Consider the following 23,746-nt stretch of genomic DNA (forward strand, 5'->3'; position numbering starts at 1 on the left):
TCCTCAGGGCAGCTTGGCGTAGCTCTCGGCGAGTGCGGCATAATCCGCTTCGCTGAGCGGCATTAGTGGTGCGCGGGTGCGCCTCCATGCGGGATTGCCCGTCTTCAGCCCGACCATTGCCTTGATGGCCGGGATCTGGACGTAGGAGTTGGAAAGTGTGCGGTAAGCATTGATGCGCGCCTGCGCCGCCTCGACTCCGCTGGCGCGCCTCTCGTCGTGGACATGGTCGTAGACCGTGCGCAGTGAATCTGCCACGAGATTGGAGGTCGCAGTGATGCAGCCCGCGCCGCCGGCCTTCAAGAGCGGCAGCAGCAGGGGATCGGCGCCCGCCAGGACGGAAAAGCCGGGATAGGCAGCGATAATGGCCTGCATGTTGTTGAAATCGCCCGCAGATTCCTTGATGCCTACGACGGTTTCCGGGAAAGCGGCAATCAGCCGGCCGATCAGCGGAATGGAGAGCGGCACACCCGAGACCTGCGGGATATGATAGAGGATGACCTGCAGTCGCGTGTCGGCGACTTTCTCCAGCACCTGCGAATAGGCGGCAAAGAGGCCGTCGTCTGAGACGCCCTTGTAGTAGAAGGGCGGCAGCATCACCACCTTGGTGACGCCGAGCGACAGGGCGTGCCGGGTCAGTTCGACGGTCTCCGGAATGGCGACGACGCCCGTTCCCGGCAACAGCTTGTCGGAAGGAATGCCGGCCTCCAGCGCCGCTTCCAGAATGGCGCGCCGCTCGCCTCCGGAAAAGGAATTGGCCTCACCCGTTGTGCCGAGCAGGGCCACGCCATGACATCCCTCGGCCAGCAGCCGTCGGCAATGATCGGTGAAAAGGCTGAGATCCGGCGTATTGTCCGCGGTCAGCGGCGTTGCGGCCGCGCTGAAAACGCCTGTAATCCTGTGATGGCTCATTCCGCCCTCCCTTCGGCGCGCCTTGTCTTGCCGATCCGTCGAACCGTCCGACGGCACATGCGATTGTCATTTGTCTGTGGCGATGGAGTGCAAAGAACTTTTCCATCGCGGCGCTTTTGTCAAGAAGACAAAATGAGTGACTGCGGAGGCGAAATATTATCTAACTGTAATTATAGTGTTATTTTTATCAGATAATTTTCGTCGGATCAAAATCGCGTTTTTTTGTTGACATATTTACAATAACGAGGGAACGATATGACAGGGATTATGCTGCGCCTGGAGGGTGCAGGGAGAGTGCTGCCGATTAATCGTGGGAGGAATGCATGTCTTTTGATCAATCTGACAAAACCAATCTATCACGTCGCAATGCGTTGAAACTCGGCCTCGCCGCCGGCGTCGGCCTTACCGTCTTCGGGATGAATGCCCGCATCGTGCTGGCGGACGAAGGCCAGGTCCTGAAAGTCGCGCATCCGGCTTTCGACCAGGACTGGTCGCCGCTGCGTGGTGGCGGCAGGACCTTCCGCTGGAACGCGATCTGGTGGGCTTCGCCGATGTATTTCGACAGCCAGGGCAATCTCAAGCCCTATGTCTTCACCAGCTGGGAATCGGCCGACAACATCGTCTGGACCTTCAAGATCGATCCCAAGGCCGTCTTCTCCGACGGCAGCAAGATTACCTCGGCCGACGTCAAGGGGTCGTGGGAAGTCGCCTCGATGCCGAACACCAAGAGCCAGCGCGCCGACCAGGTGCTGAGCAAGGTCAAGGGTTATGCCGAGATCGCCGCCGGCTCCGGCAAAGAGCTGACCGGTGTCGCGACTCCCGACGAAGGAACGGTCGTCGTGACGCTCGCCGGCGCCGATCCGATCTTCTTCATGCGCCTGGCAAATCACATCGCGCCGATCACCAAGGCGTCGCAGTCACGCGGTAGCGACGGCGAGGAGGTCATCGATTGGTACAAGCCCGACAGCAAACCGGTCTTCTCCGGGCCTTTCAAGCTGACGAGCCTCGATATCGACGCCGGCAAGCTTACTTTCGAGCCGAATGAACATTTCTTCGGGCCGAAGCCGAAGCTTGCGCGCATCGAGATCACCTCGATCGAGGACAATGTCACCGCGACCTCGCTGATCAACTCGGGCGAGTTCAACGCCCATACAGAGCTCGTCACCTCGACCATTATTCAGGACCTTGGCCCGGAATTCTCGGCCGGCCCGCTGATCCCGACCAGCCAGCATTTCTGGTTCAATATCTCCCGCGCGCCGATGGACGATCCGAAGGTCCGCCAGGCGCTGATCATGGCGGTCGACCGTGATGGCCTGTTCAAGGCTTCTTATCCCGATGGGCCGCACAAGAAGGCCGACCAGATCCTCAACTCGGTTCCAGGCGCGGAGAATTCCGGCTTTGAACCTTTTCCCTACGACCCGGAAGGCGCCAAGAAGCTGCTCGCCGAATCGAGCTACGGCGGTCCGGAGCGGCTGCCGAAGATCATGTTCGTCGGCATTTCGGCGCCGGCGATTGAGGCGGCGGCCCAGTTCATCGCCGAGCAGTGGCGCCAGAACCTCGGCATTACAGCGGTTGACATGAAGCCGCAGCAGGACGCCTACGCCGGCCCGGACCAGAACTCGGTCCAGATCTTCCGCGACGACGTCGGCACCCGCGTTCCCGATGCCGTTTCCTATCTCACGGGCTGCATCGCCTCGACCTCGTCGAATGCGCAGAACAAGCTCGGCGGATACAAGAACGACAAGGTCGACAGCGCCCTTGCCGAAGCGGCGACCAAGGCTGCGGACGATCCGCAGCGCATCGCTCTCGCCCAGCAGGCGCAGAAGGCCTTCCGCGACGATTGGGCCTTCATTCCGTGGTATTCTCAGGCGATGTCGCGCTGGGCCACCAAGGAGGTCAAAGGCCTCGATAAGAACCTCGACTGGCAGGTTGTCGAACCCTGGAACATCTCCATCGGTTGATCTCGGAAAGCCCTGTTGGAATTGACAATGAGCGCGCGAGGGCCTTGCGGCCTTCGCGCAAGTTTCAAGAAGAGATGCGATCCGTCAGGCTGATGAGGGAAACGCATCGTATAACAGGTGGGAGGTGGCCTTGCTGCGCTACGTGCTAACCCGGTTTGCCATCTGGATTCCGTCCGTTCTCGTGGTCATGCTGGCTGTCTATGCGCTGGCTTTTTACGGCGCCGGCGACCCGATCAAGCTGATCTTCCTGCGCGCGCCGGGCGATGTCGCCTACAATCCGCAGCGCATCGAAGCCATTCGCGAAAGCGCGGGTCTCAACAGGCCCTTCATCGAGCAGTTCGGCCTTTACATCTGGAACCTGCTGCACGGCCAGTTCGGCAACTCGCTGACATCGGGCCGCGCCGTCTGGGCGATGGTCTCGGCCGCTGCGCCTGTCTCCTTTCAGCTTGCCCTCTGTTCCATCATTCTGACCGCCGTCGTCGCGATCCCGCTCGGCATGATCGCCGCGCTGAACCAGAATTCGCGCCTCGACTACGCCATTCTGGGCTCCGCGCTTTTCCTTTGGGCGATCCCAGCCTATGTCGCCGGACCACTGCTGATGGTCGGCCTCATCGTGCTGCTGCCGGGCGTGAAAGTGCCCTATGGCTGGGGCGGCATCCTCGATATCAGAATCCTGCTGCCGCTGATCGTCCTCTCCTTCCAGCCGATCGCGCTCATCGTGCGCCAGACCCGTGCCGCCGTCATCGAGGTGCTGTCGGAGGATTTCGTCAGGACCGCCCGGGCCAAGGGCGTGCCCGAAATCATCGTCGCGCTGCGTCATATTCTGCGGCCGGTGCTGACGCCCGTCGTCACGCAGCTCGGCCTGATCATGATTACGATCGTCAACGGCGCGATCTTCGTCGAACTCGTCTTCGGCCTGCCGGGTCTCGGCCGGCTGACGGTACAGGCGCTGATCAATTCCGATTATCCCGTCATCCTGGCGATCACGCTGATCGGATCGTTCCTGGTGATGGTGTCGAACCTGCTGGTGGACGTGCTCTATCCGCTGCTCGACCCACGCGCCAACGATGCAAGAAGGAGCCGCTGACCATGTCCGCCATCCCTCTTTCCACCGCCGAAACCGTCGACGAGCCGCCGGTCAGCCTGTGGCGCGATGCCTGGCATCGGCTGCGGCGCAACAAGCTCGCCGTCTTCGGCCTCGTCATCGTCCTGATCCTCGCCTTCACGGCGATCCTCGGGCCTTATCTCACGCCCTATGATTATCTCAGCCAGGACCTCAGTGCCCGCAACGCGCTGCCGTCGATGAGCCATCTCTTCGGAACCGACGACCTCGGTCGCGACGTTTTCAGCCGCGTTGTCTTCGGCACGCGGACCGCGTTCCTCGTCGCCGTCATCGTCACCTTCTTCGCGGTGCTGATCGGCTTGACGCTCGGCGCGGTGGCCGGTTTCTTCGGCAATCCTTTCGATCGCGCCATCATGTGGCTGACTGACGTGACGATGTCGGTTCCCAACCTGCTGCTCGTCGTCGTCATCAACGCGTCGCTGAAATCGCCGATCACCCGGTGGATGGAGGCGCGCTACCTCGAGACCCTCAACCCCTTCTACCGCCAGACCATATGGGTGGACTTCATCCTCGTCTTCGGGTCGATGGCGCTGATCTCCTGGCCGCCTTATGCCCGTCTGGTGCGCGCCCAGGTGCTGTCGATCCGCAGTCGGCCCTACATCACCGCGGCCCAGGCGCTCGGCCTGTCGAACTGGATCATCATCAAACGTTATGTCGTGCCGAATGCGCTTGGCCCGCTGATCGTCTCGGTCAGCGCCGGTCTCGGCACAGCGATGGTGCTGGAAAGCGCCTTCAGCTTCTTGGGTGTCGGCGTCAATCCGCCGACGCCGAGCTGGGGCAACATGATCTCGGACGGCCTGCGCGTCTGGCAGCATTATCCGCATCTTCTCGCCGCTCCGGCGGCCGTGCTCGGCCTCGCCTCGGTTGCCTTCAGCTTCCTCGGCGACGGCCTCAACGACGCGCTCAACCCGCGGGGCGGCAAATGATGGATACGAAAAGCACAGAACGCCTGCTCGATGTCAGGGGTCTTACCGTCGAGATCGATGGCCGCAACGGCCCGGCCGTCGTCGTCGACGGCATCGATCTCCACGTTGACAAGGGCGAGACCCTCGGCGTCGTCGGCGAATCCGGCTGCGGCAAGAGCCTTACCATGCTGAGCCTGATGCGGCTCCTGCCGAACAAGATCAAGGTCGCCAGGGGATCGGCGACCTTCGACGGCCGCGACCTGCAGACGATGTCGAACGGCGAGCTGCGCAAGGTGCGCGGCGGCGATATCGGCTTCGTCTTCCAGGACCCGATGACCTCGCTCAATCCCGTCATGCGCGTCGGCGACCAGATCTGCGAGCCGCTGATCTATCACCGCAAGATGAAAAAGGCGCAGGCCCGCGCCCGCGCCGTCGAGCTTCTGCGCCTGGTCGGCATTCCCGGTCCGGAAGAGCGCCTGCAGGCCTTTCCGCACGAACTATCAGGCGGCATGCGCCAGCGCGTGATGATCGCCATCGGCCTTGCCTGCAATCCCAAGCTCCTGATCGCCGATGAGCCGACGACGGCACTCGACGTCACCATCCAGGCCCAGATCGTCGGTCTGGTGAAGGATCTGCGCGCCAAGCTCGGCATGTCCGTCGTCTGGATCACCCACGACCTCGCTTTGATTGCCGGTCTCGTCGATCGCGTCGCCGTGCTCTACGCTGGCACCGTCGTGGAAGATGCGCCGGTGGACGAGCTCTATGCTCGTCCGAGCCATCCCTATACGCGCGGTCTGCTGTCCTCGATCCCGAAACTGTCGGATCCGCCGGCAAGCCGGCTGCGCTCGATCGGCGGCACCCCACCGGAGCCCGGCCGCCGGCCGAAAGGTTGCCCCTTTGCGCCGCGCTGTCCGCTTGTAGAGGCGGTCTGTCACGAGAAGGTGCCACGGCTCGAACCGCTGAGCGGCAGCAGCAATCATCGCGCCGCCTGTTTCGTCGTCCAGAGAATGCAGGAGGCCGCGTGATGGCTGCTCAACCGCTGCTCAAGATCGAAAATCTGGTCAAGCATTTCCATGTCAAGCTCGGTGCTTTCGGTGAGCGGTCGGCGACGGTCTATGCGCTCGACAATGTCGATCTCGACATCATGGAAGGCGAGACGCTGAGCCTTGTCGGCGAATCCGGCTGCGGCAAATCGACGACCGGTTTCACCATCCTCAATCTCTATAAGGCGACCAGCGGCAAGGTCGTCTACAAAGGCCAGGACCTGGCCACCCTCGACGAGAAGCAGATGCGGCCTTTCCGCCGCGACCTGCAGATCGTCTTCCAGGACCCGTATTCGACGCTCAATCCGCGCATGACCGTGGGCGAAGCGATCGGGGAGCCGATCCTCTTCCATAAGCTCTGCGCCAAGGCCGAGCTGAAGGAGAGGGTGGCGACGCTGCTCACCGATGTCGGCTTGCCCACACGCTTTGCCCAGCGCTATCCGCACGAGCTTTCCGGCGGCCAGCGTCAGCGCGTGGTCATCGCCCGCGCGCTCGCCTGCCAGCCGAAATTCATCGTCTGCGACGAGGCGATCTCAGCACTCGACGTGTCGATCCAGGCGCAGATCATCAACCTTCTGCTCGATCTGCAGGAGAAATACGGGCTGACATACCTCTTCATCGCCCATGATCTCGCTGTCGTGCGCCACATCAGCACCCGCGTCGGCGTCATGTATCTCGGGCGGCTGGCCGAACTCGCCACCCGTGAGGAGCTCTTCGACAATCCGCTGCATCCCTATACCAAGGCGCTGCTGTCGGCCGTTCCGGAGACCGATCCGGAACTGGAGCGCACCCGCCAGCGCCAGATCCTGCAGGGCGACGTGCCGAGCCCGCTGAACCCGCCGTCCGGCTGCCGTTTCCACACGCGCTGCCCGATCGCAATGGATGTCTGCAGCAAGGTCATCCCGGCCTGGAAGGAAGCCAGGCCCGGCCATCTCGTTGCGTGCCACGCCGTCAACACGGAGCAAATCGCATGACGCTGAAGGCTGCGATCATTGCCGACGATTTGACCGGCGCGCTCGATACCGGCACGCCCTTCGTCGAAGCCGGCCTTTCGGTCGTCGTCGCGATTGATATGGAGGCGGCCCGGGAGGCGGTCGCCATCGGTTGCGATGTCGTCGTCGTCAATACCGCCTCCCGCGCGCTGGATGAGCGCGAAGCCGCCGAAAGAGTACACTCGGCGGCGGCGGTCTTTCGTGGCGAGAAGCCGGCGGTCGTCATGAAGAAGATCGATTCCCGGCTGAAGGGCAATGTCGCGGTGGAAAGCATGGCGCTGGCGAAGGCATTCGGCCTTAAGACCGTCGTCGTCGCGCCCGCCATTCCCGATCAGGAGCGTTTGACCTACCGGGGCTGTGTCGTCGGCCGCGGCATCAACCGGCCGCTGCCGATCGCTGAGCTGTTCAAAACTGGCGCGGACCGCATTGTCGTTGCAGATGCCGAGGACGATGTCGATCTTGACCGGATCGCCGAGGGTCATGACTGGCAGACGACCCTTGCGGTCGGCGCACGGGGTCTTGGCGCCGCACTTGCGCGCCACCTCGGCGAGAGAGGTCCATCGACCAAGAGGGAATTTGCAGCAAGTCCGCGGACCCTGTTTGCCTTCGGCTCGCGCGATCCGATCACTGCCGCTCAGATGAACCGGCTTGAAAGCACAGGCGCCTTGCGCATGGTAGTGGATGCGCCGATGGGCGAGATCGAATATGGAGAGGGTCTGGCGCTGCCGGTGCTGTTGCGTTGCACAGGCGATATGGCGGCCGATGCGCGGCTCGTCGCCCGCAATTTTGCGGCAGGCGTCAAGGCTGTCATCGACGACACGAGGCCGGATATGCTGATGGTCGGCGGTGGCGATACGGCTCTTGCCGTTTTCCGCATATTGGGTGTGAGGGTATTGACGCCCAAGGGCGAGATCGAGGCGGGCATTCCCTGGTTCGATGTGACGGCCGCCGATGGCCGGCGATTTCGGTGCGCCGTCAAGTCGGGGGGCTTCGGTAAGCCTGATAGTCTGCTAAAACTGGTTCTTCGGAATCAGGCGGCATAGAACAGGATGATTTAGGCCAACCAGCCTAAATCATCCTGTTCTAAATTCTGTAGTGAGAGCATGATGTCATCCGAAAACCGCTCACACTTTTCGGCGTCATGCTCTAGTAAGATACCGTCGGGGAGAATGACGTGGTTGAAGCGAATAGCGAATCTTTGAACGCGGAAGCCGGCCCGCCGGGCAAGCCCGAACGCGGCAAGGCCGTCAAGCTGGTCGATCGTGTCTTCGACCAGCTGCTCGAGCGGATTCGTGGCGGAAACTACCCACCGGATTCACGCCTTCCCGGCGAACATGAACTTGCCGCGATGCTGGGGGTTTCCCGGCCGATCGTCCGCGATGCGCTGGCGCGGTTGCGTGATCAGGGCATGGTCTATGCCCGACAGGGAGCTGGGACCTTCGTCAGCGCGCATGGATCGCCGACGACTCAGCTTGCCTATTCGCCGGTCAAGACGATCGCCGATATTCAGCGCTGCTACGAATTCCGGCTGACCATCGAACCGGCCGCGGCCTATTTCGCTGCCAAGCGCCGCAATGAGCAGGCGATCCAGAAGATCGCCAGCGCCCTTGCGGATCTTCGCGAAGCGACCAGCCATCAGCTTCACCGCACCGACGCCGATTTCATCTTTCATCGCGCGGTGACCGAGGCTGCCAACAACCATTATTACACCGCCTCGATCGATGCGCTGAAAGCCCATATCGCCGTCGGCATGCACCTTCATGGTCTTTCCCTGCTCGGACCCCGCCAGGGGTTGGAACAGGTCTATGAAGAGCATAACGCCATCTACAAGGCGATCGCTGATGGCCGGGCTGATGATGCACAACGGCTGATGAAGGCACATCTCGAAGGCTCCCGGGACCGTCTGTTCGAGGGCAGGGTGCTGGATCTTTCCTTCTGAGACGCCTTCGGGATTGGCTCAGACAATTCGTAACGGTGAGAGACAATGTCGTCAGCTACCGTCGCGACAGGATGCCGGCAAAGAGCTGGCGGAAGGTACCGGCAATGACGCCCGTCTCATGCGGATCCCCCGTCATCAACGCCGAGGTGAGATTCCGCATCTGCTCGAAGGTGATGTGCGGCGGCAGCGGCGGCACTTCCGGGTCGGTCTTCACCTCGAGGATGACGGGGCAATCGGAGGTCAGGGCTGCTTCCCATGCGGCGCTGAGCTGAGCCGGCCGATCGACGAAAATGCCGCGCAATCCGATGAGGTCGGCGAACTTGTGATAGGCTATGTCAGGAATGGACTGCGACGCGTCGAATTTCGGATCGCCCTCCATCACCCGCTGCTCCCACGTCACCTGGTTCAGATCCTGGTTATTGAAGACGCAGATGACGAAAGTCGGATCGGCCCAGTCCTTCCAGTATTTGGCAACGGTGATCATCTCGGCGAGATTGTTCATCTGCATGGCGCCGTCGCCGACCAGGCCGACGACGGGGCGATCGGAGTGAGCGAATTTGGCGGCGATCGCATAGGGCACGGCAGCTCCCATCGAGGCCAGTCCGCCGGAAAGCGATGCCTTCATGCCGCGGCGCATCTTCAGGTCCCGGGCATACCAGTTTGCGCAGGAGCCGGAATCGCTGGTGACGACGGCGTTTGCCGGCAGCCGCGGCGACAGCTCGCTGACGACGCGCTGCGGATTGACCGGATTGGCGTCGACGTGGGCGCGCTCGTCCAGGGTCTTCCACCAGGAGGCGACGTCTTTCTCGATCGTTTGCCGCCAGCTGCGATCCGGATTTTCCCGCAAGAGAGGCAACAGCGCCCTGAGCGTTTCGGCCGCATCACCGGTCAGGTTGAGCTCCATCGGATAGCGCAGCGACAGCATGTCGGGATTGATGTCGATCTGCACGCCGCGCGCCCGGCCTTCCTCCGGCAGGAATTCGGAATAGGGAAAACCGGAACCGATCATCAGCAGCGTGTCGCAGTCACGCATCAGGTTCCATGAGGGTTCTGTTCCGAGAAGGCCGATCGAACCCGTCACCCATGGCAGGTCATCCGGCAGCGCGGCCTTGCCGAGCAGGGCTTTGGCAGCGCCCGCCTGGAGGCGGTCCGCAACGGCAATGACTTCGTCCGTGGCGTTGATCGCGCCGGCGCCGACGAGGATCGCCACTTTCTTCCCCGCGTTCAGAATATCGGCCGCAGCCTGAAGATCGTCTCCATGCGGAAAGACCCGCGGCGGGTGGTAACCCGGACCCGAATGCACGGTTCCATGCTTTCGCGCTGGCTCCTCATAGGGCATTTCCTGCAGATCGTTCGGCAAAATGATCGCTGTCACCGTTCGGTTTGCGAGCGCGATGCGAACCGCGCGGTCGATCAGATGGCGCACTTGCGCCGGAGCGGAAGCCTGTTGCACGAAATCGCTCGCGACGTCCTTGAAGAGGGCGGCTAAGTCGAGTTCCTGCTGGTAACGTCCGCCGAGCGCGCGACGCGCCTGTTGGCCGACAATGGCGAGAACTGGCTGATGGTCCATGCGAGCGTCGTAAAGACCGGTGATCAGATGGGTGGCGCCAGGTCCCGAGGTTGCGATGCAGACGCCAAGTTCGCCTGAGAACTTCGCATAGGCGCTGGCCATGAAAGCCGCCATTTCCTCGTGTCGTGCCTGGATGAACTCCATCTTGTCGGATGCGCGATGGAGCGCCCCGAAGACGCCGTTGATGCCGTCGCCGGGATAGCCGAACATACGTCGCACGCCCCATTCGCGAAGCCGTGCCACAAGGAAATCGCCGACTGTTTTCGCCATGGATGCTGTTCTCCCGAGATCGTGTGAGATGCGCTGGAAGCGGATCTACTCCGGATCAAGCCGCAGTTTCAGTGCCGGGCTAATCGATGCGACCCGGTCTGCTTCCGTGGGTTAATAGCTGAGCCGGCCCCAGGAGGGATCCCATTCGACGTCCTCGACAAGTTCGACGAAGACGGGGCTGTTGCTGTTGCCTCTATGGGACTCTGCCAGTTGGAATGCCGCCTCAGGCTCCATTTCCTCGCCGGGATAGACCGTGTCGTCCAGGTCGCTTTCCGCGACCTTGCGAACATATCCCCGGATCTGGTTGCCCGATCGATAGAGTTTGATGATCAGCGACCCTGCCGGCGCCGAGCCATGGGAATATCGGATGTAGTCCCGACCATCTTGCGCCGGGTCACCCGCTCGATACCAATGTGCGAGGTCCTGACCTTCCGGGCGCCCCTCGCTTTCCCAAATCCGGTAGGCACGGATCCTTCGTGTCTCCTCATCGATCATTCTTGCCTCCCGTCGGGCCTCATGATCACCTTGACCATGCGGTCCTGCCGCTTACTTGTTGAGCTCTTTGGCCATCTGCAGATGATGTTCCAGAGCGGGGCGCGTACTTGCAGCCCATGCCTTCAGTTCGGGATTGTCCCCTTCGTCGCCATAGCGCTTGAAGAGATCGACCGCGTCCTCATGGGCAGATTCCTGGTCGGAGTGATACTGCTTGTTGAAATCGGCTCCTTGCAGGCCGTTCAGCTTGTCGAGCATGCTTTGCTGATCCGACGTCATGGCGCTCGGAAGCGCCGCCTTGACCTTGCCGCTGGAAACCAGTGCCTTGAGTTCCTCGCTGGTCTTCTGGTGGTCGGTGAGCATCTGCTGCGCGAAGGCCTTCGTCGCATCGTCGCCACGCTCGGTCCCAAGCTTGCTGGAGGCGATTTCGAACATGTCGCTTGCGGCTGCTTCCTTGACGAAATCTTCGGTTTTCGGCGGCACACCGATCAGGGAATTGACCCCGCTCTTTTCGGCAGCCGATTGGGCGAAGGCCGGGACAGCAAGCGAGAGGGCGAGCGAGGCGATAACACAGCGTTTCATAAGGATCTCCTGGGTTGGTGATCGCCAAACTTGCGCACAGGCGCAGAGTTCCCGCCTTATCGCGTTGTTGATGATCGCTCTTCGTTCGACACAGCCGGGGCTTAGAGCCCAAAGGGAAAAGTTTCCGGATCCGATGTACCGAACTCCGGTGCCATGAGCGGCGAAAGCGCCCGGGTTTCATCGAACCAAAGATATGCATCATATTGCCGCGACAGTGATGCCGACATGTAATGGCTCAGCCGTTCCGTTTCCGGCCGGTAGATGACGCCGATGAAGCGCTGAAGCCGCTGGTCGACGAGGCTTGCATGCAATTCTTCATCGGCCGCGAGGTCGAGGAGAAATCGCGGCTTTCCGGAATCGTGACAGAGACGCTCGCAGCTTTGCGGCAGGGACGGATTGACTTGCTTCTTCTCGGCCTGTCCATCCCAGTCGCTTGCCGCAATCACCTCGCCGGAATGCGTACCCAGTCCTATGAGGCTTGTCATTCCATCGAAACGCTGCCGACACAGCTGGCCAAGATTCAGTTCGTCGCGGGCGGCTGCCATATCGGTATAGCGGGCATCGCCGATATGCGAGTTGTGCGCCCATATGATGATCTTTGCCGTCGGACCGTGGAAGTCGAGGAGGTGCTCGACGGTATCGGCCATGTAGGTGTCGCGGAGATTCCAGGCCTGAGAACCGCCGTAATACATGATCCGGTAATACCGCTCGGCTGCGGCAAGCAACCGCGCCGACTGGGCGGCGTTCAGAAAGTCATGACCGTCTGAGGCAGCGTCGTCCAGGGATCGCGCCAGGAGCTCCGTGCATTGCTTGAGCACCGCCTCCTCGCATGACCTATAGGCATCGGTGAGCACGGCCCGGCCATAAGTCGCCGGATCGCTCTGCCAGGGGCTGAGGCAGCCATAGCGTTCCCTGGCAATCTCGGCGGTCTCCGGGCTGACATCTTCGAGATAGTCGAGGACCGAGCGGATCGATCCCGACATGTTGTAGAGATCCAGGCCGTAGAACCGGATCGGATCGGCGTGTAAAGCCTTGCGACGCTCATTATGCCCCTTCAGCCAGCCGAGGAATCGCGAAAATTCCAGGTTCCGCCACATCCACCTGGGAAAACGGCTGAACGGCCGATCGCCTTTCGACGGCTGGCCGTTTATCCAGCGGTCGACCGCCGCGGCGTCCGGCCAATCCGCTTCGACCGCCACCATATTAAACCCGTGATGTTCGATCAGGTGACGGCTGATGGCCGCGCGTGCCTCGTAGAATTTCGGCCGTGCCATGGGTGGATTCACCCAGCAGAACGATGCGGCTTTCGCCAAATCGATCGAAAAGGGCGGCAAAGCTCCGGTCGTCGACCGAGGGAAATTCTTCCGCCATGGTCGCGATGAGTTTGTAAGGCGTTTCCTCCATGCGCGATGACGGGGCTGCCGCCGTGTACATCGGATGTGCGGCAGTCCAGGCATCCTCGCCGATCAGGGGAACGAAGAAGACGCCGCCGAGATCCTCCTCCTCGAAGGTGGTTGCACCGGTGCGCGTGATGCGTTTCAGGCGCTGCTCTTCACCTCGGCCGACCGGGATGACGAGCCGCCCTCCGAGATCCAGCTGCTCCTTCAAGGCGGCCGGCACCTCGGGTGCGCCCGCGGAAACGATAATGGCATCGAAGGGAGCGGCTTTGGCCCAGCCCTTGCTGCCGTCGCCGACTCGGACGTCGATGTTGCGGTATCCAAGCTTCTCGAATCGCTCCCGAGCCTGAACCGCCAGCCTTTCATGCCGTTCGATGGAATAGACGTGCCTTGCGATCCGGCTGATGAGGGCCGAGGCGTAGCCCGAACCGGTTCCGACCTCCAGAACCTTGTCGCCGGCGTCCAGATCGGCTTTTTCGATCATCAGTGCGACAATGTAGGGCTGCGAAATTGTCTGGCCCTCGCCGATCGATAACGGCGCATCCTCATAGGCGAATTCCTCGAAACCAGGATCGACGAATTTTTCGCGCGGCACCATCCGCATCGCCCTGGTAACGCCTCGATCGCGAATGCCGCGACGCATGACATGATGTTCCACCATGTGGTCTCGGATGCGGGTCATATCCATGGGTCACCTCCAGTCTCGGGGAGAACAGCTGAAAGCAGGTGGTTGTTCCCCGGCAGTGCGGCCATGGCCTTGCTAGGGCTTACACTCGTTTGCGGCCATGGCTTGCGGGTTCAACCGGATCGCAGCGCCCGTCAGCACGGCATCGATATCAGGCGCGCGTCGCAGATGGCCAATTGTTCCGCACAGTTCGCGAGTTTTGCAATATGAACGGATGGGATCGGCGGCAGAGCGACGGCCAGCTGCCTGGGTCCTTCTATGCCCTTGGCTCCGGGAACCCGAGCGGCCGCTGGTTGTTGGTTATCGCCCCAGCCCCCGGATAAGGAATAGAGATTGAACCTCAGTACCCTCCTGTTGGGTCGGCGTCTCGCCAATCGCGAGCACGAAGACAAGAAGATCGGTTGGGTAGAAGCCGTGCCCGCCATGGGGCTGGATGGCCTCGGCTCATCATCCTATGGGCCGGAGGCAGCGCTCACCGTCCTCATTCCACTCGGCGCGCTCGGCCTGGCCCATATCGGCCCGGTGATCTTCTGCATCGTTGCTCTGCTGGGGGTTCTCTATTTCTCCTACCGGCAGACGCTCGCCGCTTACCCGACGAATGGCGGCGCCTATGTGGTGGCGAAGGAGAACCTCGGAGAATATCCGAGCCTGCTTGCCGCCGCAGCGTTGATGATCGATTACGTCCTGAATGTCGCTGTTGGCGTTTCGGCAGGGGTTGGGGCACTCGTCTCGGCGGTGCCGAGCCTTCACCCCTACATTCTGCCCCTCTGCCTTGGCATCGTCCTCCTCGTCATGCTGGCCAATTTGCGAGGAACGGGAGAGGCCGGCTGGCTATTCGCATTGCCGACCTACCTCTTCATCCTCTGTTTCCTTGGCGCCATCGGCTATGGGTTGGTGGGCATCGCTTTGGCGGAGAAGCCCACCACCCTCATTCCGCCGCCTGCCCTGGGCCCAGTCACACAGGGTGCGACCGTCTGGCTCCTCATGCACGCCTTTGCCAGCGGCTGCACGGCCATGACGGGAGTGGAAGCCGTTTCCAACGGGATGGGGTCTTTCAGAGAGCCTGTCATGCGCAACGCTTATTTCACGCTGACGATCATCGTCGTCATTCTCGGTCTGCTTCTTGGTGGTGTCGCTACCATCGCAACCGTCTTCGAGATCGGCGCAATGGATCAGACGAAGGAAGGTTATCAGAGTGTCCTGTCGCAATTGCTTGCCGCCGTCGCCGGCCACGGCGCCTTCTATTATATCGCAATGGCCAGCCTTCTCAGCGTTCTTTGCCTGTCGGCCAATACCAGCTTCGTCGGCTTTCCGCGTCTTTGCCAGATGGTTGCCGCCGACGGCTATCTGCCGAGGGCTTTCGCCCAGCCGGGCCGCCGCCTGGTGTTCACCGTCGGCATCGTGTTTCTTTCCGGCTTCGCCGCACTGCTTTTGATCGTCTTCGGAGGAATAACCGACCATCTCATACCGCTCTTTGCGATCGGCGCCTTCTTGACATTCACGATCTCTCAGGCGGGCATGACGATGCATTGGCGCCGTCAGCCCAAGAGATACACCGCAAAGCTGGCGATGAACGCGGTCGGCGCGGTTTCGACAGGTGCGGCGCTCATCATCATCCTGATCGCCAAGTTTGCGGAGGGCGCGTGGATCACCCTCATCACGGTCCCGGTGACCATTGCCATTCTGAAATCGATCAAGAGCTACTACCGCTCGCTTCAACGCGAACTCAGGACGCCTGGTCCTATCACCGTCGAAGATATTGAGCCGCCGACCGTTCTCGTCGTAACCGAAACATGGAACAGGTTGAGCGAACGCGCCATCAAGTTCGCTCTGACGATCTCGCCCGACGTTGTCGCGGTCCATTTCATCCGTCTCGGTGGGCCTGATCTGGAGGAAAGTGAAAAAGCGCTTCGCGAGGAATGGCGCGTCGAGGTGGAAGAGCCGATCGCCGCCCACGGGCTGAAGCCGCCGCGGCTCATGCTCATCCCAGCGCCTTATCGGCAACTGCATGAGCCGCTTCTGCGGCTGATCGAAAGGCTTGATGCCGATAGTCCGGAGAGGCGGGTCGCGGTTCTGATCCCTGAAACGGTGAAAGACAAATGGTGGCAGAAGCTGCTGCACATGAACAGGGCAGGGCGGCTAAGGGCAAAACTGGTCAAGCTTGGAGGTCCCCGCCTGACGGTGGCGACGGTTCCCTGGCGACTATATCGGGAGGAGCAGGCGGCGACATGAGCGTTTTCTCACCGTGCAGCGGCGGAACTTAGTGTCCGGAGCGAAGTTGGACAGGCACCAGCAAAGAGGCGCCAATGTCCCCGAATCCACTTATATCTGAACCGGTCGAAGAGCTTGCCAGACGCCTCAAGGCGATGACCGACGACGAGTTGTTTCTGACCATGAGTGAACTGGAAACAGCGAGCAACGCTGCCGAGAACGACGCGGCGGCGGAGGTTCTCTCCCGGATCGCTTTGACCGAGGACGAGATCGAGCGGCGTTATCCTGGCCAGGTGCTCGCGCCGTATCGCGACTGGAAGCAAAGGCAGCCGCTGCTGTAACCGCGTGAGCCATGGCAGCACCATCGCTCAAAACCAAGAGGAATGGAGGCTTCAATGAGCAGTTCTGAGACGACGACGGATCACAAGAAAATCCGTAAATGGGCGGAGGAAAGAGACGGCAGGCCGGCAGCTATCCGGACCCGCGGCAAAGGCGGCGTTCTCCGGATCGATTTTGGAGAAAAGGAAGAGGAATTCGACGAGATCGACTGGGACGAATTCTTCAAGATCTTCGACGAAAACAAGCTCGCCTTCCTCTACCAGGACAAGACCAAGGACGGAAAGACGAGCCGCTTTAACAAGTTTGTCGAGCGCGACTGAGCGCTCAACCTTCTTGCCTTCTGGTCGCTGCCGTGATGACGGCGGCGACCGGTCGTTTAGGGAAACTGCCATCTATTTTATGCCCGAACCGGGCTTTGCCATCTTCGAATGCTGGTCGGCGAGCACGCTTGCCGGCGTGACGTTGGCGACGGCCGCCTGAAGCTTGTTCTTCCAGCCGCTGACGACATCACCTTCGCCATCCATCATTGCGTCATAGCCGATGCGCGCGACTTCGCCGGCATCGTCCTTCTTCGCCTGACCGATCGCCGTATCCGTAAGTCCGGCTCGCTTGAAGAATTCAGTTTCCGTCGCGCCGGGCATAAGACAACTGACAGTGACGCCGGAATCCTTCAGTTCCTCACGCAGTGCAAAGGAGAAGCTGTTGATGAAGGCTTTGGTGGCGTTATAGACGGCCTGGTAGGACCCCGGCATGAAGCCTGCGATCGAGCCCGTCAGCAGGATGCGCCCTTCGCCGCGGCTGCGCATCTGATTGCCGATCGCATGAATGAGGTGGATCGTTCCGGTGACATTGGTATCGACGACCCTGCGCGCCGCGGTGAAGTTCTGGTCGAGAAAGGCCTTGCCGAGGCCGCATCCCGCGTTGGCCATCAGCAGGTCCACCGACCGGCCGCTGGCCGTGATCCGTTCCACAAGCCGGTCCACGCCCTCGGGCGTTGAAAGGTCGGCTTCCACGGCATCCACTGCCGTGCCGAATTCCTTCAGCCGGGCCGCCGCCTGGTTGATGCGGTTCTCATCGGCGGCAATGATGAGATCATATCCATCGCGGGCTGCGCATTTCGCCAGTTCGTAGCCGATGCCCGTGGAGGCGCCGGTGACGACGGCGAGGCCCTTGCCTGCTTCCTTATCAGCCATGATCCTTCTCCTTTAGAGCCTTCCGTTCGAAGGAAGCGCAGGAAGTTTAGGGTTTCAGGACGACCTTGATGCATCCATCCTGTTTGTCGCGGAACGTCTTGTAGAGGGCCGGACCGTCTTCCAGCGTGCCGCGATGGGTGATGACGAAGGACGGGTCGATGTCGCCCTTTTCAATACGCTCCATCAGGATGGGCAGATAATGCTGGACAGGCGTCTGGGCCATCTTGAACGTCAGGCCGCGGTTGATTGCCGAACCCATCGGGATCTTGTCGAGAAAACCGCCATAGACGCCGACGATCGAGACCGTTCCGAAGTTGCGGCAGCAGTGGATGGCCTGACGCAGCACATGCGGCCTGTCCGTTCCCATGAACATGGCGACCTTGATGCGGTCGAGGCGCGAATCCCAGCTGGCGGCTGCCTCGGCTTCGGTTCCCACCGCGTCGATGCAGGCATCCGCACCGCGGCCATCGGTCAGTTCCATGATCTGGTCGTAGACGTCCTTGTCCATAAAATCGAGGGTAATGGCGCCGGCCGCTTGCGCAAGCGCCATCCGTTCGGGCACTGCATCGATGGCGATCACCCGTTCGGCGCCGAGCAGGAAGGAAGAGCGTATTGCCATCTGGCCGACCGGGCCGCAGCCCCAGATCGCGATCGTGTCGCCAGGCTGGATGTTGCAGAAATCGGCCGCCATATAACCGGTCGGGAAAATATCGGACAGGAAGAGCACCTGCTCGTCGGAAAGCCCCGCCGGCACCTTGATCGGCCCGACATCGGCATAGGGCACGCGCAGATATTCCGCCTGTCCGCCGGCATAGCCGCCGAGCAGATGCGAGTAGCCGAACAGGCCCGCCGGCGAATTGCCCCAGAGTTTCGCGACCTTGGCTCGATCGGGATTTGAGCGCTCGCAGCCGGAATAGAAGCCGCGCTTGCAGAAGAAACATTCGCCGCAGGAAATGGTAAAGGGCACGACGACGCGGTCGCCGACCTTGAGTTTGGTATTGTCCTTGCCGACTTCCACCACTTCGCCCATCGTCTCATGACCCATGACGTCGCCGCTGTGCATCTCCGGCATGACGCCGTCGTAGAGATGCAGATCCGATCCGCAGATCGCGCAGGCCGTGACCTTGATGATGGCATCGCGCCCGTCCTGGATCTGAGGATCGGGGACGCTGTCACAGCGGATGTCGTGCTTGCCGTGCCACGTCAGAGCTCTCACGGTGGTTCTCCTCGCCGGTCGCCGGCGCATCGGCCCGAAAATCGGAATCGATTTCGGAAAAGCCCGATGCGCGGATTCAAGGTGTTAGAGCGCCTTTGAGCGTCCGAAAGGACGCGCAACGCTCTCATGGCGCTTCAACATCAGCTTCGGAAAAATGTTCCCGGCAATGCAGGGCTTTTCATGGTCACGGGTTCATAGGCTGATTCAGGGGAACCCCGGACTATGCCGTGAGTTCACTCAAAAGGGTCGCAACGTTGCAAGGAGAAGATGATGACCTCCCCCAAACATGCCAAGACCATGAAGCCAAGCGATATTGACCTTACCGACGATCCGGGCATTAGCCGCTCGCGTGGCATCGTCTCGCCGCCGGACGACGAAGCAACGCAGGCCGAAAACACCGTCGAAGGCGACACAGCCAACGATACGACGCCCCAGGGCGGTGTGGATCCGCGCCAGCGTGGACGCACCAACAAGTAGCCGTGACGCTCGGCTCAGTCAGAGCTCAAGCAACGCGTAGGGCTTTCCCGTAGGCTTCTCGATATGGGCCGCGACATTGTAGACGGGGGCGCCGCCCGGCGTCCGGCCCTCATAGGACCCCCGGTGGGCGTGGCCATGCACGACCGCACTGACGCGGAATCGGTCGATTGTTTCCGCCAACCGTGAAGAGCCGAGAAACGGATAGATTTCCAGGGGCTCGCCGGCCACCGTTTCGGCAATGGGCGCGTAGTGCAGCACGACGAGGGAGCGATCGGAGCGGACCTGGCGCATCGCGTTTTCGAGGCGCATCGACTCCTCGACGCTTTCGGCCACCATCGCCTTGATCGCCGCCTCGCCGAACGAGCCGAGCATGTGTCGCCCGAAGCCGCCCGCAAAGCCCTTGACGCCAACGAAGCCGACGCCGGCGACTTCGGCCGCCTGACCGTTGAGCAGTTTCACGCCGGCATCGGTCAGGACCCGGCAGACGTCATCGACCTGGCCGCTCTCGTGATCATGGTTGCCGAGGACGGCGACTGTCGGCACCGTGCAATGGCGCAGATCGCTCGCAAGCAGTTCGGCCTCCTTGGGCTTGCCGAGATCGGTGAGGTCGCCGGCGATGACGAGAACGTCGGCCACGGAGGAAATCTCCGCAAACAGATCCTTGTAGGACTTGGCGCCGTCTTCGGTCACATGAAGATCGGCCACCGCCGCAATTCTCACGCTCCTTCGCTGTTCATCCATTATGGTTCTCCTAATCTCCTCGCAATTCGCCTTCGCCGCCGACATCGGCAAAACCCCATTCCTTCACGTCGATTTCGAAATCCACGCGGGAATACATCCGGCCACGGCATATTTTCATTTGCGGCAACGGCAGCTCCTGCTGCGCCTTGAGCCGGTCCAGCAGTTCTTCCAGCAGCCATTGCGGAATCTTGTCTCGCTCGGTCGGGTAGATCCACCGGAAATTGAGGAGATGGATGAGGAGGACTTCCCAGTGAACTTCCAGATAAGCCAGCAGCTTGCGCCAATCGATGGAATCATGTGCCTTCAAGAGGACGTGCGCGATATCGGCGCCATCATAGCGGTGGCGCAGTTGGACAAAGCACTTCGACCAGACGAGTTCGGTCGGGCTGACGATCCTGACCGTGTGGCCGCACATCTTGACCCTGCGCGCATCCTCGAACCAGTCGTCGCCGACCGGCATCGTTCCGTTGGAGGAGGCAAAGATGACGTCGAAGAAATGGTTGCCCTTGAAGACCTTTCCGAGCCAGCGCTCGTCCTCGACTTCGACCGTGTAACCCTTTGCCTTGAAGTGGCCGAGGATGCGCGCGTAGTCGCCCGCTTTGCAAAAAATGTCGAAGTCCTTCGTCTGGCGCGAAATGCCCGTATAGGCGCAGACAGCATAGGTGCCGGCGACCAGAAACGGGATCTGCGATCCGACGAGTTCTCGGACGGCCTGGGTCACGAACGGCTCGGCGTCGGGATCGATGAGTTCCGGAACCGCCTTCACTTTCATGAGCGAATTGTCGTTTTTGTCTCTTTCGGCACTTCGAGCGGTCATCGTCGATCCCAGCAATTGATACGCAAAGCAACACCTGGATGGCTTCTATGTTCCGCCGAGCCCGTCGGGGCGATGTACACGCGATAATCGCAGGGGGGGCGACAAAAGCTGCCGAATTATGCGGAACTTCGCTACCGGCGCGTCGTTTGGACCATGACAAGCATCGCAGAAACGTTCCCGAGATCTGAACGGAGGATGTCATGGACAAGCGAGCGAAAATATCCACCGGCACCAACGACAGGCCCAGAAACGAGACTATTGCTGAAAGCGGCCCCGGCATTCCCGATGACAGCGGCCGGATGGTTGAGGTGCCGGATGCGGAAGCAAGGCGCATGAAAGCGTCGCTGCTGCGCGATCGGCTCGACGAACTCAAGGAGAAGCTCGATGAGGAGACGGAGCTTCCGCAACGGGGCGCGCCATGAGCGAGGTGAGGAAAGGCGGCTCTTTTCCTTCAGGAATGAGCCACGATAACTCCCAACCGCCACGGCGCATGCTGATATGCGTGGTCACCATTTTTATGATCGCCTGCCTTGTCGCACTCGCATTCACATGGATGAGGCATCCCGGCAAACCCGGCGAGACATCACCTGCGGCCACGACGGAGCAGACACGATGAGCGAGGGGGATAAAGATCCGGTTCAGCGGCCGTCGTCCTCTTCCGTCGGCAGGCGCGCCAGGCTCAATGCCGGCAGAATAGCCCTGATCCTGGTCGGCACGGTCGCCGTTGTCGCATTCACCCTTTATGCGACGATCGTTCTCTATGGCCTCGTCAAAGGCTCCTAGATCGATCACATGCCGGCGCCATAGATGCCGTCGATTGCCTCCGCGACCGCGATGAAATTCTCGCACACGGGATCGTGGCGCTGGCCTCCGGCGAGCTTTCTTGCCCAATCCACGGCAGCCCGTCCGCCCCATTCATCGGGAGGGAGGGCCAGAGTTTCGCTCGAAGTGCCGGACATCCTGACGGCCGTAAAATCATAGAATGAGCCATCGACATTTCTGAACGAGGCGCCTCCCTCGGTTCCGAAGAAATCAGCGCGGATCTCGGCGTCACAGCCGGCGTTGAGGCGCCAGGAGCATGTCAGACGGATGATTTCGCCGCCTGCAAGCGTCAGCGTTGCGGTCGCAAAATCCTCGACCTGGCCGGTGCTTTCGAGCCTTTTTCCACCCGCTCTCAAAGCGCTCGTAACGTTGGTGACGGAGGGATAATCGAGGCACCATAAGGCCAGGTCGACGAGGTGAACCCCGAGATCGACGACGCAGCCGCCGCCGGACTGGTTCTTGTCGTAGAACCAGGGCTTGTCGGGGCCATAGGCGTTGTGGAAGGTCAGATCGGCCGCAAAGATCTTTCCAAGAGCGTTCGCGCGGATGAGCTGACGGATCTGCTGCATGCCCTGCGTGTGTCGATAGGAAAGGTCGACGCCAAGCAGCCTGTCGGCGGTTCTGGAAGCATCGACGACGGCCCTGACCTCGGATGCCGTTCGGCCAAGCGGCTTTTGGCAGAAGACGGCAAAGCCCGCACCGAGGGCGCGGATGGACTGTTCGGCATGACAGGCGCTTGGTGTTGCGATCACGATGCCGTCGAGCTCCTGCTCCAACAACGCGTCCAGATCGGCGACGATCCTGGCATCCGGGGCGAGCGCCAGGGCCTCTCGTGCCATATTTATGGAAGGGTCGGCGATGGCGCCGGCCTCGGCAACGCCGCTCCCGAGGATCGCTTTCATCCGATGCCGGCCGATCCAGCCTACGCCGAGAAAGCCGAGCTTCAGCCGTCTGGCGGTCGCCGCATGTTCTCCGGAGATCCACGTCTTCATGAATATTGCACCAGAGCCTTGAGGAAACCGTCCGGCCGGTCGCGCGTCGTGTTGAGGGCGTCGTCCAGCCTTTCCAGCGGATAGCTATGGGTGTAGAGCGGCCGCGGATCGATCCGACCTTGGCGCACGGCTTCTATGGCGTCGCGAATGCCTTTGATATAGACGGCCGGCTCGCGCTCATGAGCGTTGATGACGTCGAGGCCGCGCCAGTTCCAAAGCTGCATGTTGATTTGGCGGGGCCCATCCTGGTGATAACCGGCGATGATCAGTCGCCCCCGTTCCTTCGTAAGCTCGCCCGCCAGGTCGAGCGGCCATTGTTTGCCGACGGCTTCAATGACGCAATCGCAGAATTTTCCGTCCGTGAGTGCTTTAACTTGTTCGATGATGCGCCAATGATCGTCCATGGGAATAGTCTCGGCCGCTCCCATCTCTCTCGCCACCTCAAGGGAATAGGGCCGGCGCGAGATGGCGATCACCCTTGCGCCCGCAGCCGCGGCAAGCCGGGTGAGGAGGGCGCCCAAGAATCCGATGCCGATGATGGCGACGGATTGGCCGCTCTCGATGTTGCTGCGGCCGAAGATGTTCATGGCGCAGCCGAGCGGTTCGCCCGGAAAGGGCTTGCCATCCAGCTCCTTCGGCAGTGATGCGACCATCGAGGCATCGGCAATGTCGTGCGTGGCGTAGGCATGGTAGGAAAGAGCAGCAACCCGCTCTCCCATCCGGATTCCCGTCACATCGGGGCCTATGGCGTCGACAATGCCCCAGCCCTCGTGACCTAACCCGCCAGCTTCGGTGGGGAACGTCATCCAGTCCGGCCCGGCCCAGGGCGTGAGGTTCGAGGCGCAGACGCCGCATCCTTCCAGTTTCACCCTGACCTGGCCCGGACCGGGTTCCGGCAAGGGGCGGGTATCCACCGAGATACGTCCGGGGCCGGTGACGATGGCCGCCCGCATGAGCCCGGTCTTCTGTGTCGCCGCAATGTCCATAAGATGTCCTCCAATGTGGCATCCCTAGAACAAAAGGCCTCCCGAAGAGTTCCGGTAGAGGTCAAAGAAGCATAGATGATGAAG

24 protein-coding genes and 2 pseudogenes are annotated in these 23,746 nt (G+C 61.3%); 13 read left to right on the forward strand and 13 right to left on the reverse strand.

Annotated features, from left to right (window positions below):
* Window positions 1-3 precede the first annotated feature (3 nt).
* Window positions 4-909 (reverse strand): dihydrodipicolinate synthase family protein, encoded by a 906-nt coding sequence (locus NL154_RS30880; protein WP_210633711.1) that lies wholly within the window; start codon window positions 907-909, stop codon window positions 4-6.
* A gap of 323 nt (window positions 910-1,232) precedes the next feature.
* On the opposite strand from NL154_RS30880, the gene NL154_RS30885 reads away from it, so the two are divergent.
* The 7 genes from NL154_RS30885 to NL154_RS30915 all read left to right on the forward strand — a co-directional run bounded on the left by NL154_RS30885 (window position 1,233) and on the right by NL154_RS30915 (window position 8,872).
* Complete coding sequence (locus NL154_RS30885) at window positions 1,233-2,870, forward strand: ABC transporter substrate-binding protein (protein ID WP_210633713.1); 1,638 nt, start codon at window positions 1,233-1,235, stop codon at window positions 2,868-2,870.
* Window positions 2,871-3,000: 130 nt separating this feature from the next.
* Entirely contained in the window at window positions 3,001-3,957 is a 957-nt protein-coding gene (locus tag NL154_RS30890; protein WP_221147551.1) for an ABC transporter permease, read from the forward strand.
* Window positions 3,958-3,959: 2 nt separating this feature from the next.
* Window positions 3,960-4,919, forward strand: a complete 960-nt coding sequence (locus NL154_RS30895; protein WP_210633716.1) for an ABC transporter permease — start codon at window positions 3,960-3,962, stop codon at window positions 4,917-4,919.
* Window positions 4,916-5,923 (forward strand): ABC transporter ATP-binding protein, encoded by a 1,008-nt coding sequence (locus tag NL154_RS30900; RefSeq protein WP_210633718.1) that lies wholly within the window; start codon window positions 4,916-4,918, stop codon window positions 5,921-5,923. Before NL154_RS30895 ends, NL154_RS30900 begins: the two co-directional genes overlap by 4 nt.
* Entirely contained in the window at window positions 5,923-6,915 is a 993-nt protein-coding gene (locus tag NL154_RS30905) for an ABC transporter ATP-binding protein (RefSeq protein WP_210633719.1), read from the forward strand. The genes NL154_RS30900 and NL154_RS30905 overlap by 1 nt, the downstream gene beginning before the upstream one ends.
* On the forward strand, window positions 6,912-7,976 hold the full coding sequence (locus tag NL154_RS30910; RefSeq protein WP_434734680.1) for a four-carbon acid sugar kinase family protein: 1,065 nt from the start codon (window positions 6,912-6,914) through the stop codon (window positions 7,974-7,976). Before NL154_RS30905 ends, NL154_RS30910 begins: the two co-directional genes overlap by 4 nt.
* Before the next feature lie 131 nt (window positions 7,977-8,107).
* The gene (locus NL154_RS30915; protein WP_210633722.1) at window positions 8,108-8,872 is read left to right on the forward strand and encodes a FadR/GntR family transcriptional regulator; all 765 of its coding nucleotides are present in this window, start codon (window positions 8,108-8,110) and stop codon (window positions 8,870-8,872) included.
* Between the two features lie 55 nt (window positions 8,873-8,927).
* On the opposite strand, the gene NL154_RS30920 is transcribed toward NL154_RS30915, so the two are convergent.
* From NL154_RS30920 to NL154_RS30945, 6 genes and pseudogenes are all read right to left on the reverse strand, one after another.
* On the reverse strand, window positions 8,928-10,712 hold the full coding sequence (locus NL154_RS30920; protein WP_210633724.1) for a thiamine pyrophosphate-requiring protein: 1,785 nt from the start codon (window positions 10,710-10,712) through the stop codon (window positions 8,928-8,930).
* Between the two features lie 111 nt (window positions 10,713-10,823).
* Complete coding sequence (locus tag NL154_RS30925; protein WP_247241827.1) at window positions 10,824-11,081, reverse strand: hypothetical protein; 258 nt, start codon at window positions 11,079-11,081, stop codon at window positions 10,824-10,826.
* A 63-nt stretch (window positions 11,082-11,144) separates the two neighbouring features.
* Window positions 11,145-11,207, reverse strand: a pseudogene (locus NL154_RS30930) (hypothetical protein); the annotation flags it as partial.
* 51 nt (window positions 11,208-11,258) lie between these two features.
* Complete coding sequence (locus NL154_RS30935; protein ID WP_210633727.1) at window positions 11,259-11,786, reverse strand: DUF4142 domain-containing protein; 528 nt, start codon at window positions 11,784-11,786, stop codon at window positions 11,259-11,261.
* Window positions 11,787-11,887: 101 nt separating this feature from the next.
* Window positions 11,888-13,060: an erythromycin esterase family protein gene (locus tag NL154_RS30940; protein WP_434734681.1), complete on the reverse strand. Its 1,173-nt coding sequence runs from the start codon at window positions 13,058-13,060 to the stop codon at window positions 11,888-11,890.
* A 136-nt stretch (window positions 13,061-13,196) separates the two neighbouring features.
* A pseudogene (locus NL154_RS30945) lies at window positions 13,197-13,871 on the reverse strand (protein-L-isoaspartate(D-aspartate) O-methyltransferase); the annotation flags it as partial.
* A gap of 330 nt (window positions 13,872-14,201) precedes the next feature.
* On the opposite strand from NL154_RS30945, the gene NL154_RS30950 reads away from it, so the two are divergent.
* From NL154_RS30950 to NL154_RS30960, 3 genes are all read left to right on the forward strand, one after another.
* Entirely contained in the window at window positions 14,202-16,100 is a 1,899-nt protein-coding gene (locus tag NL154_RS30950; RefSeq protein WP_221158257.1) for an APC family permease, read from the forward strand.
* 74 nt (window positions 16,101-16,174) lie between these two features.
* On the forward strand, window positions 16,175-16,420 hold the full coding sequence (locus NL154_RS30955) for a hypothetical protein (protein WP_434734682.1): 246 nt from the start codon (window positions 16,175-16,177) through the stop codon (window positions 16,418-16,420).
* A gap of 54 nt (window positions 16,421-16,474) precedes the next feature.
* Window positions 16,475-16,738, forward strand: coding sequence for a hypothetical protein (locus NL154_RS30960; RefSeq protein WP_064712032.1), 264 nt, complete (start codon window positions 16,475-16,477; stop codon window positions 16,736-16,738).
* Window positions 16,739-16,810: 72 nt separating this feature from the next.
* On the opposite strand, the gene NL154_RS30965 is transcribed toward NL154_RS30960, so the two are convergent.
* Together NL154_RS30965 and NL154_RS30970 are read right to left on the reverse strand one after the other, a co-directional pair.
* Window positions 16,811-17,611, reverse strand: coding sequence for an SDR family NAD(P)-dependent oxidoreductase (locus NL154_RS30965; RefSeq protein WP_210633734.1), 801 nt, complete (start codon window positions 17,609-17,611; stop codon window positions 16,811-16,813).
* Between the two features lie 46 nt (window positions 17,612-17,657).
* Window positions 17,658-18,827: a zinc-dependent alcohol dehydrogenase gene (locus tag NL154_RS30970; RefSeq protein ID WP_210633736.1), complete on the reverse strand. Its 1,170-nt coding sequence runs from the start codon at window positions 18,825-18,827 to the stop codon at window positions 17,658-17,660.
* A 270-nt stretch (window positions 18,828-19,097) separates the two neighbouring features.
* Here NL154_RS30970 and NL154_RS30975 point away from each other — a divergent pair, with 270 nt between their 5' ends.
* Window positions 19,098-19,304, forward strand: a complete 207-nt coding sequence (locus NL154_RS30975; protein WP_221156029.1) for a hypothetical protein — start codon at window positions 19,098-19,100, stop codon at window positions 19,302-19,304.
* An 18-nt stretch (window positions 19,305-19,322) separates the two neighbouring features.
* On the opposite strand, the gene NL154_RS30980 is transcribed toward NL154_RS30975, so the two are convergent.
* On the reverse strand, window positions 19,323-20,045 hold the full coding sequence (locus NL154_RS30980) for a metallophosphoesterase family protein (RefSeq protein ID WP_210633740.1): 723 nt from the start codon (window positions 20,043-20,045) through the stop codon (window positions 19,323-19,325).
* A gap of 10 nt (window positions 20,046-20,055) precedes the next feature.
* The gene (locus NL154_RS30985) at window positions 20,056-20,817 is read right to left on the reverse strand and encodes a nucleotidyltransferase family protein (RefSeq protein ID WP_434734683.1); all 762 of its coding nucleotides are present in this window, start codon (window positions 20,815-20,817) and stop codon (window positions 20,056-20,058) included.
* Window positions 20,818-21,062: 245 nt separating this feature from the next.
* On the opposite strand from NL154_RS30985, the gene NL154_RS30990 reads away from it, so the two are divergent.
* A complete protein-coding gene (locus NL154_RS30990; protein ID WP_210633744.1) occupies window positions 21,063-21,284 on the forward strand; it encodes a hypothetical protein in 222 nt (73 codons plus the stop codon).
* A 190-nt stretch (window positions 21,285-21,474) separates the two neighbouring features.
* On the forward strand, window positions 21,475-21,645 hold the full coding sequence (locus tag NL154_RS30995) for a hypothetical protein (protein WP_210633745.1): 171 nt from the start codon (window positions 21,475-21,477) through the stop codon (window positions 21,643-21,645).
* A gap of 5 nt (window positions 21,646-21,650) precedes the next feature.
* Here NL154_RS30995 and NL154_RS31000 read toward each other — a convergent pair whose 3' ends face one another.
* Complete coding sequence (locus NL154_RS31000; RefSeq protein WP_434734684.1) at window positions 21,651-22,676, reverse strand: Gfo/Idh/MocA family protein; 1,026 nt, start codon at window positions 22,674-22,676, stop codon at window positions 21,651-21,653.
* Complete coding sequence (locus NL154_RS31005; RefSeq protein WP_434734685.1) at window positions 22,673-23,662, reverse strand: MDR/zinc-dependent alcohol dehydrogenase-like family protein; 990 nt, start codon at window positions 23,660-23,662, stop codon at window positions 22,673-22,675. The genes NL154_RS31000 and NL154_RS31005 overlap by 4 nt, the downstream gene beginning before the upstream one ends.
* Between the last annotated feature and the right edge of the window lie 84 nt (window positions 23,663-23,746).

The sequence above is a fragment of the Rhizobium sp. YTUHZ044 genome, assembly GCF_051123975.1.
Taxonomy (GTDB): Bacteria; Pseudomonadota; Alphaproteobacteria; order Rhizobiales; family Rhizobiaceae; genus Rhizobium.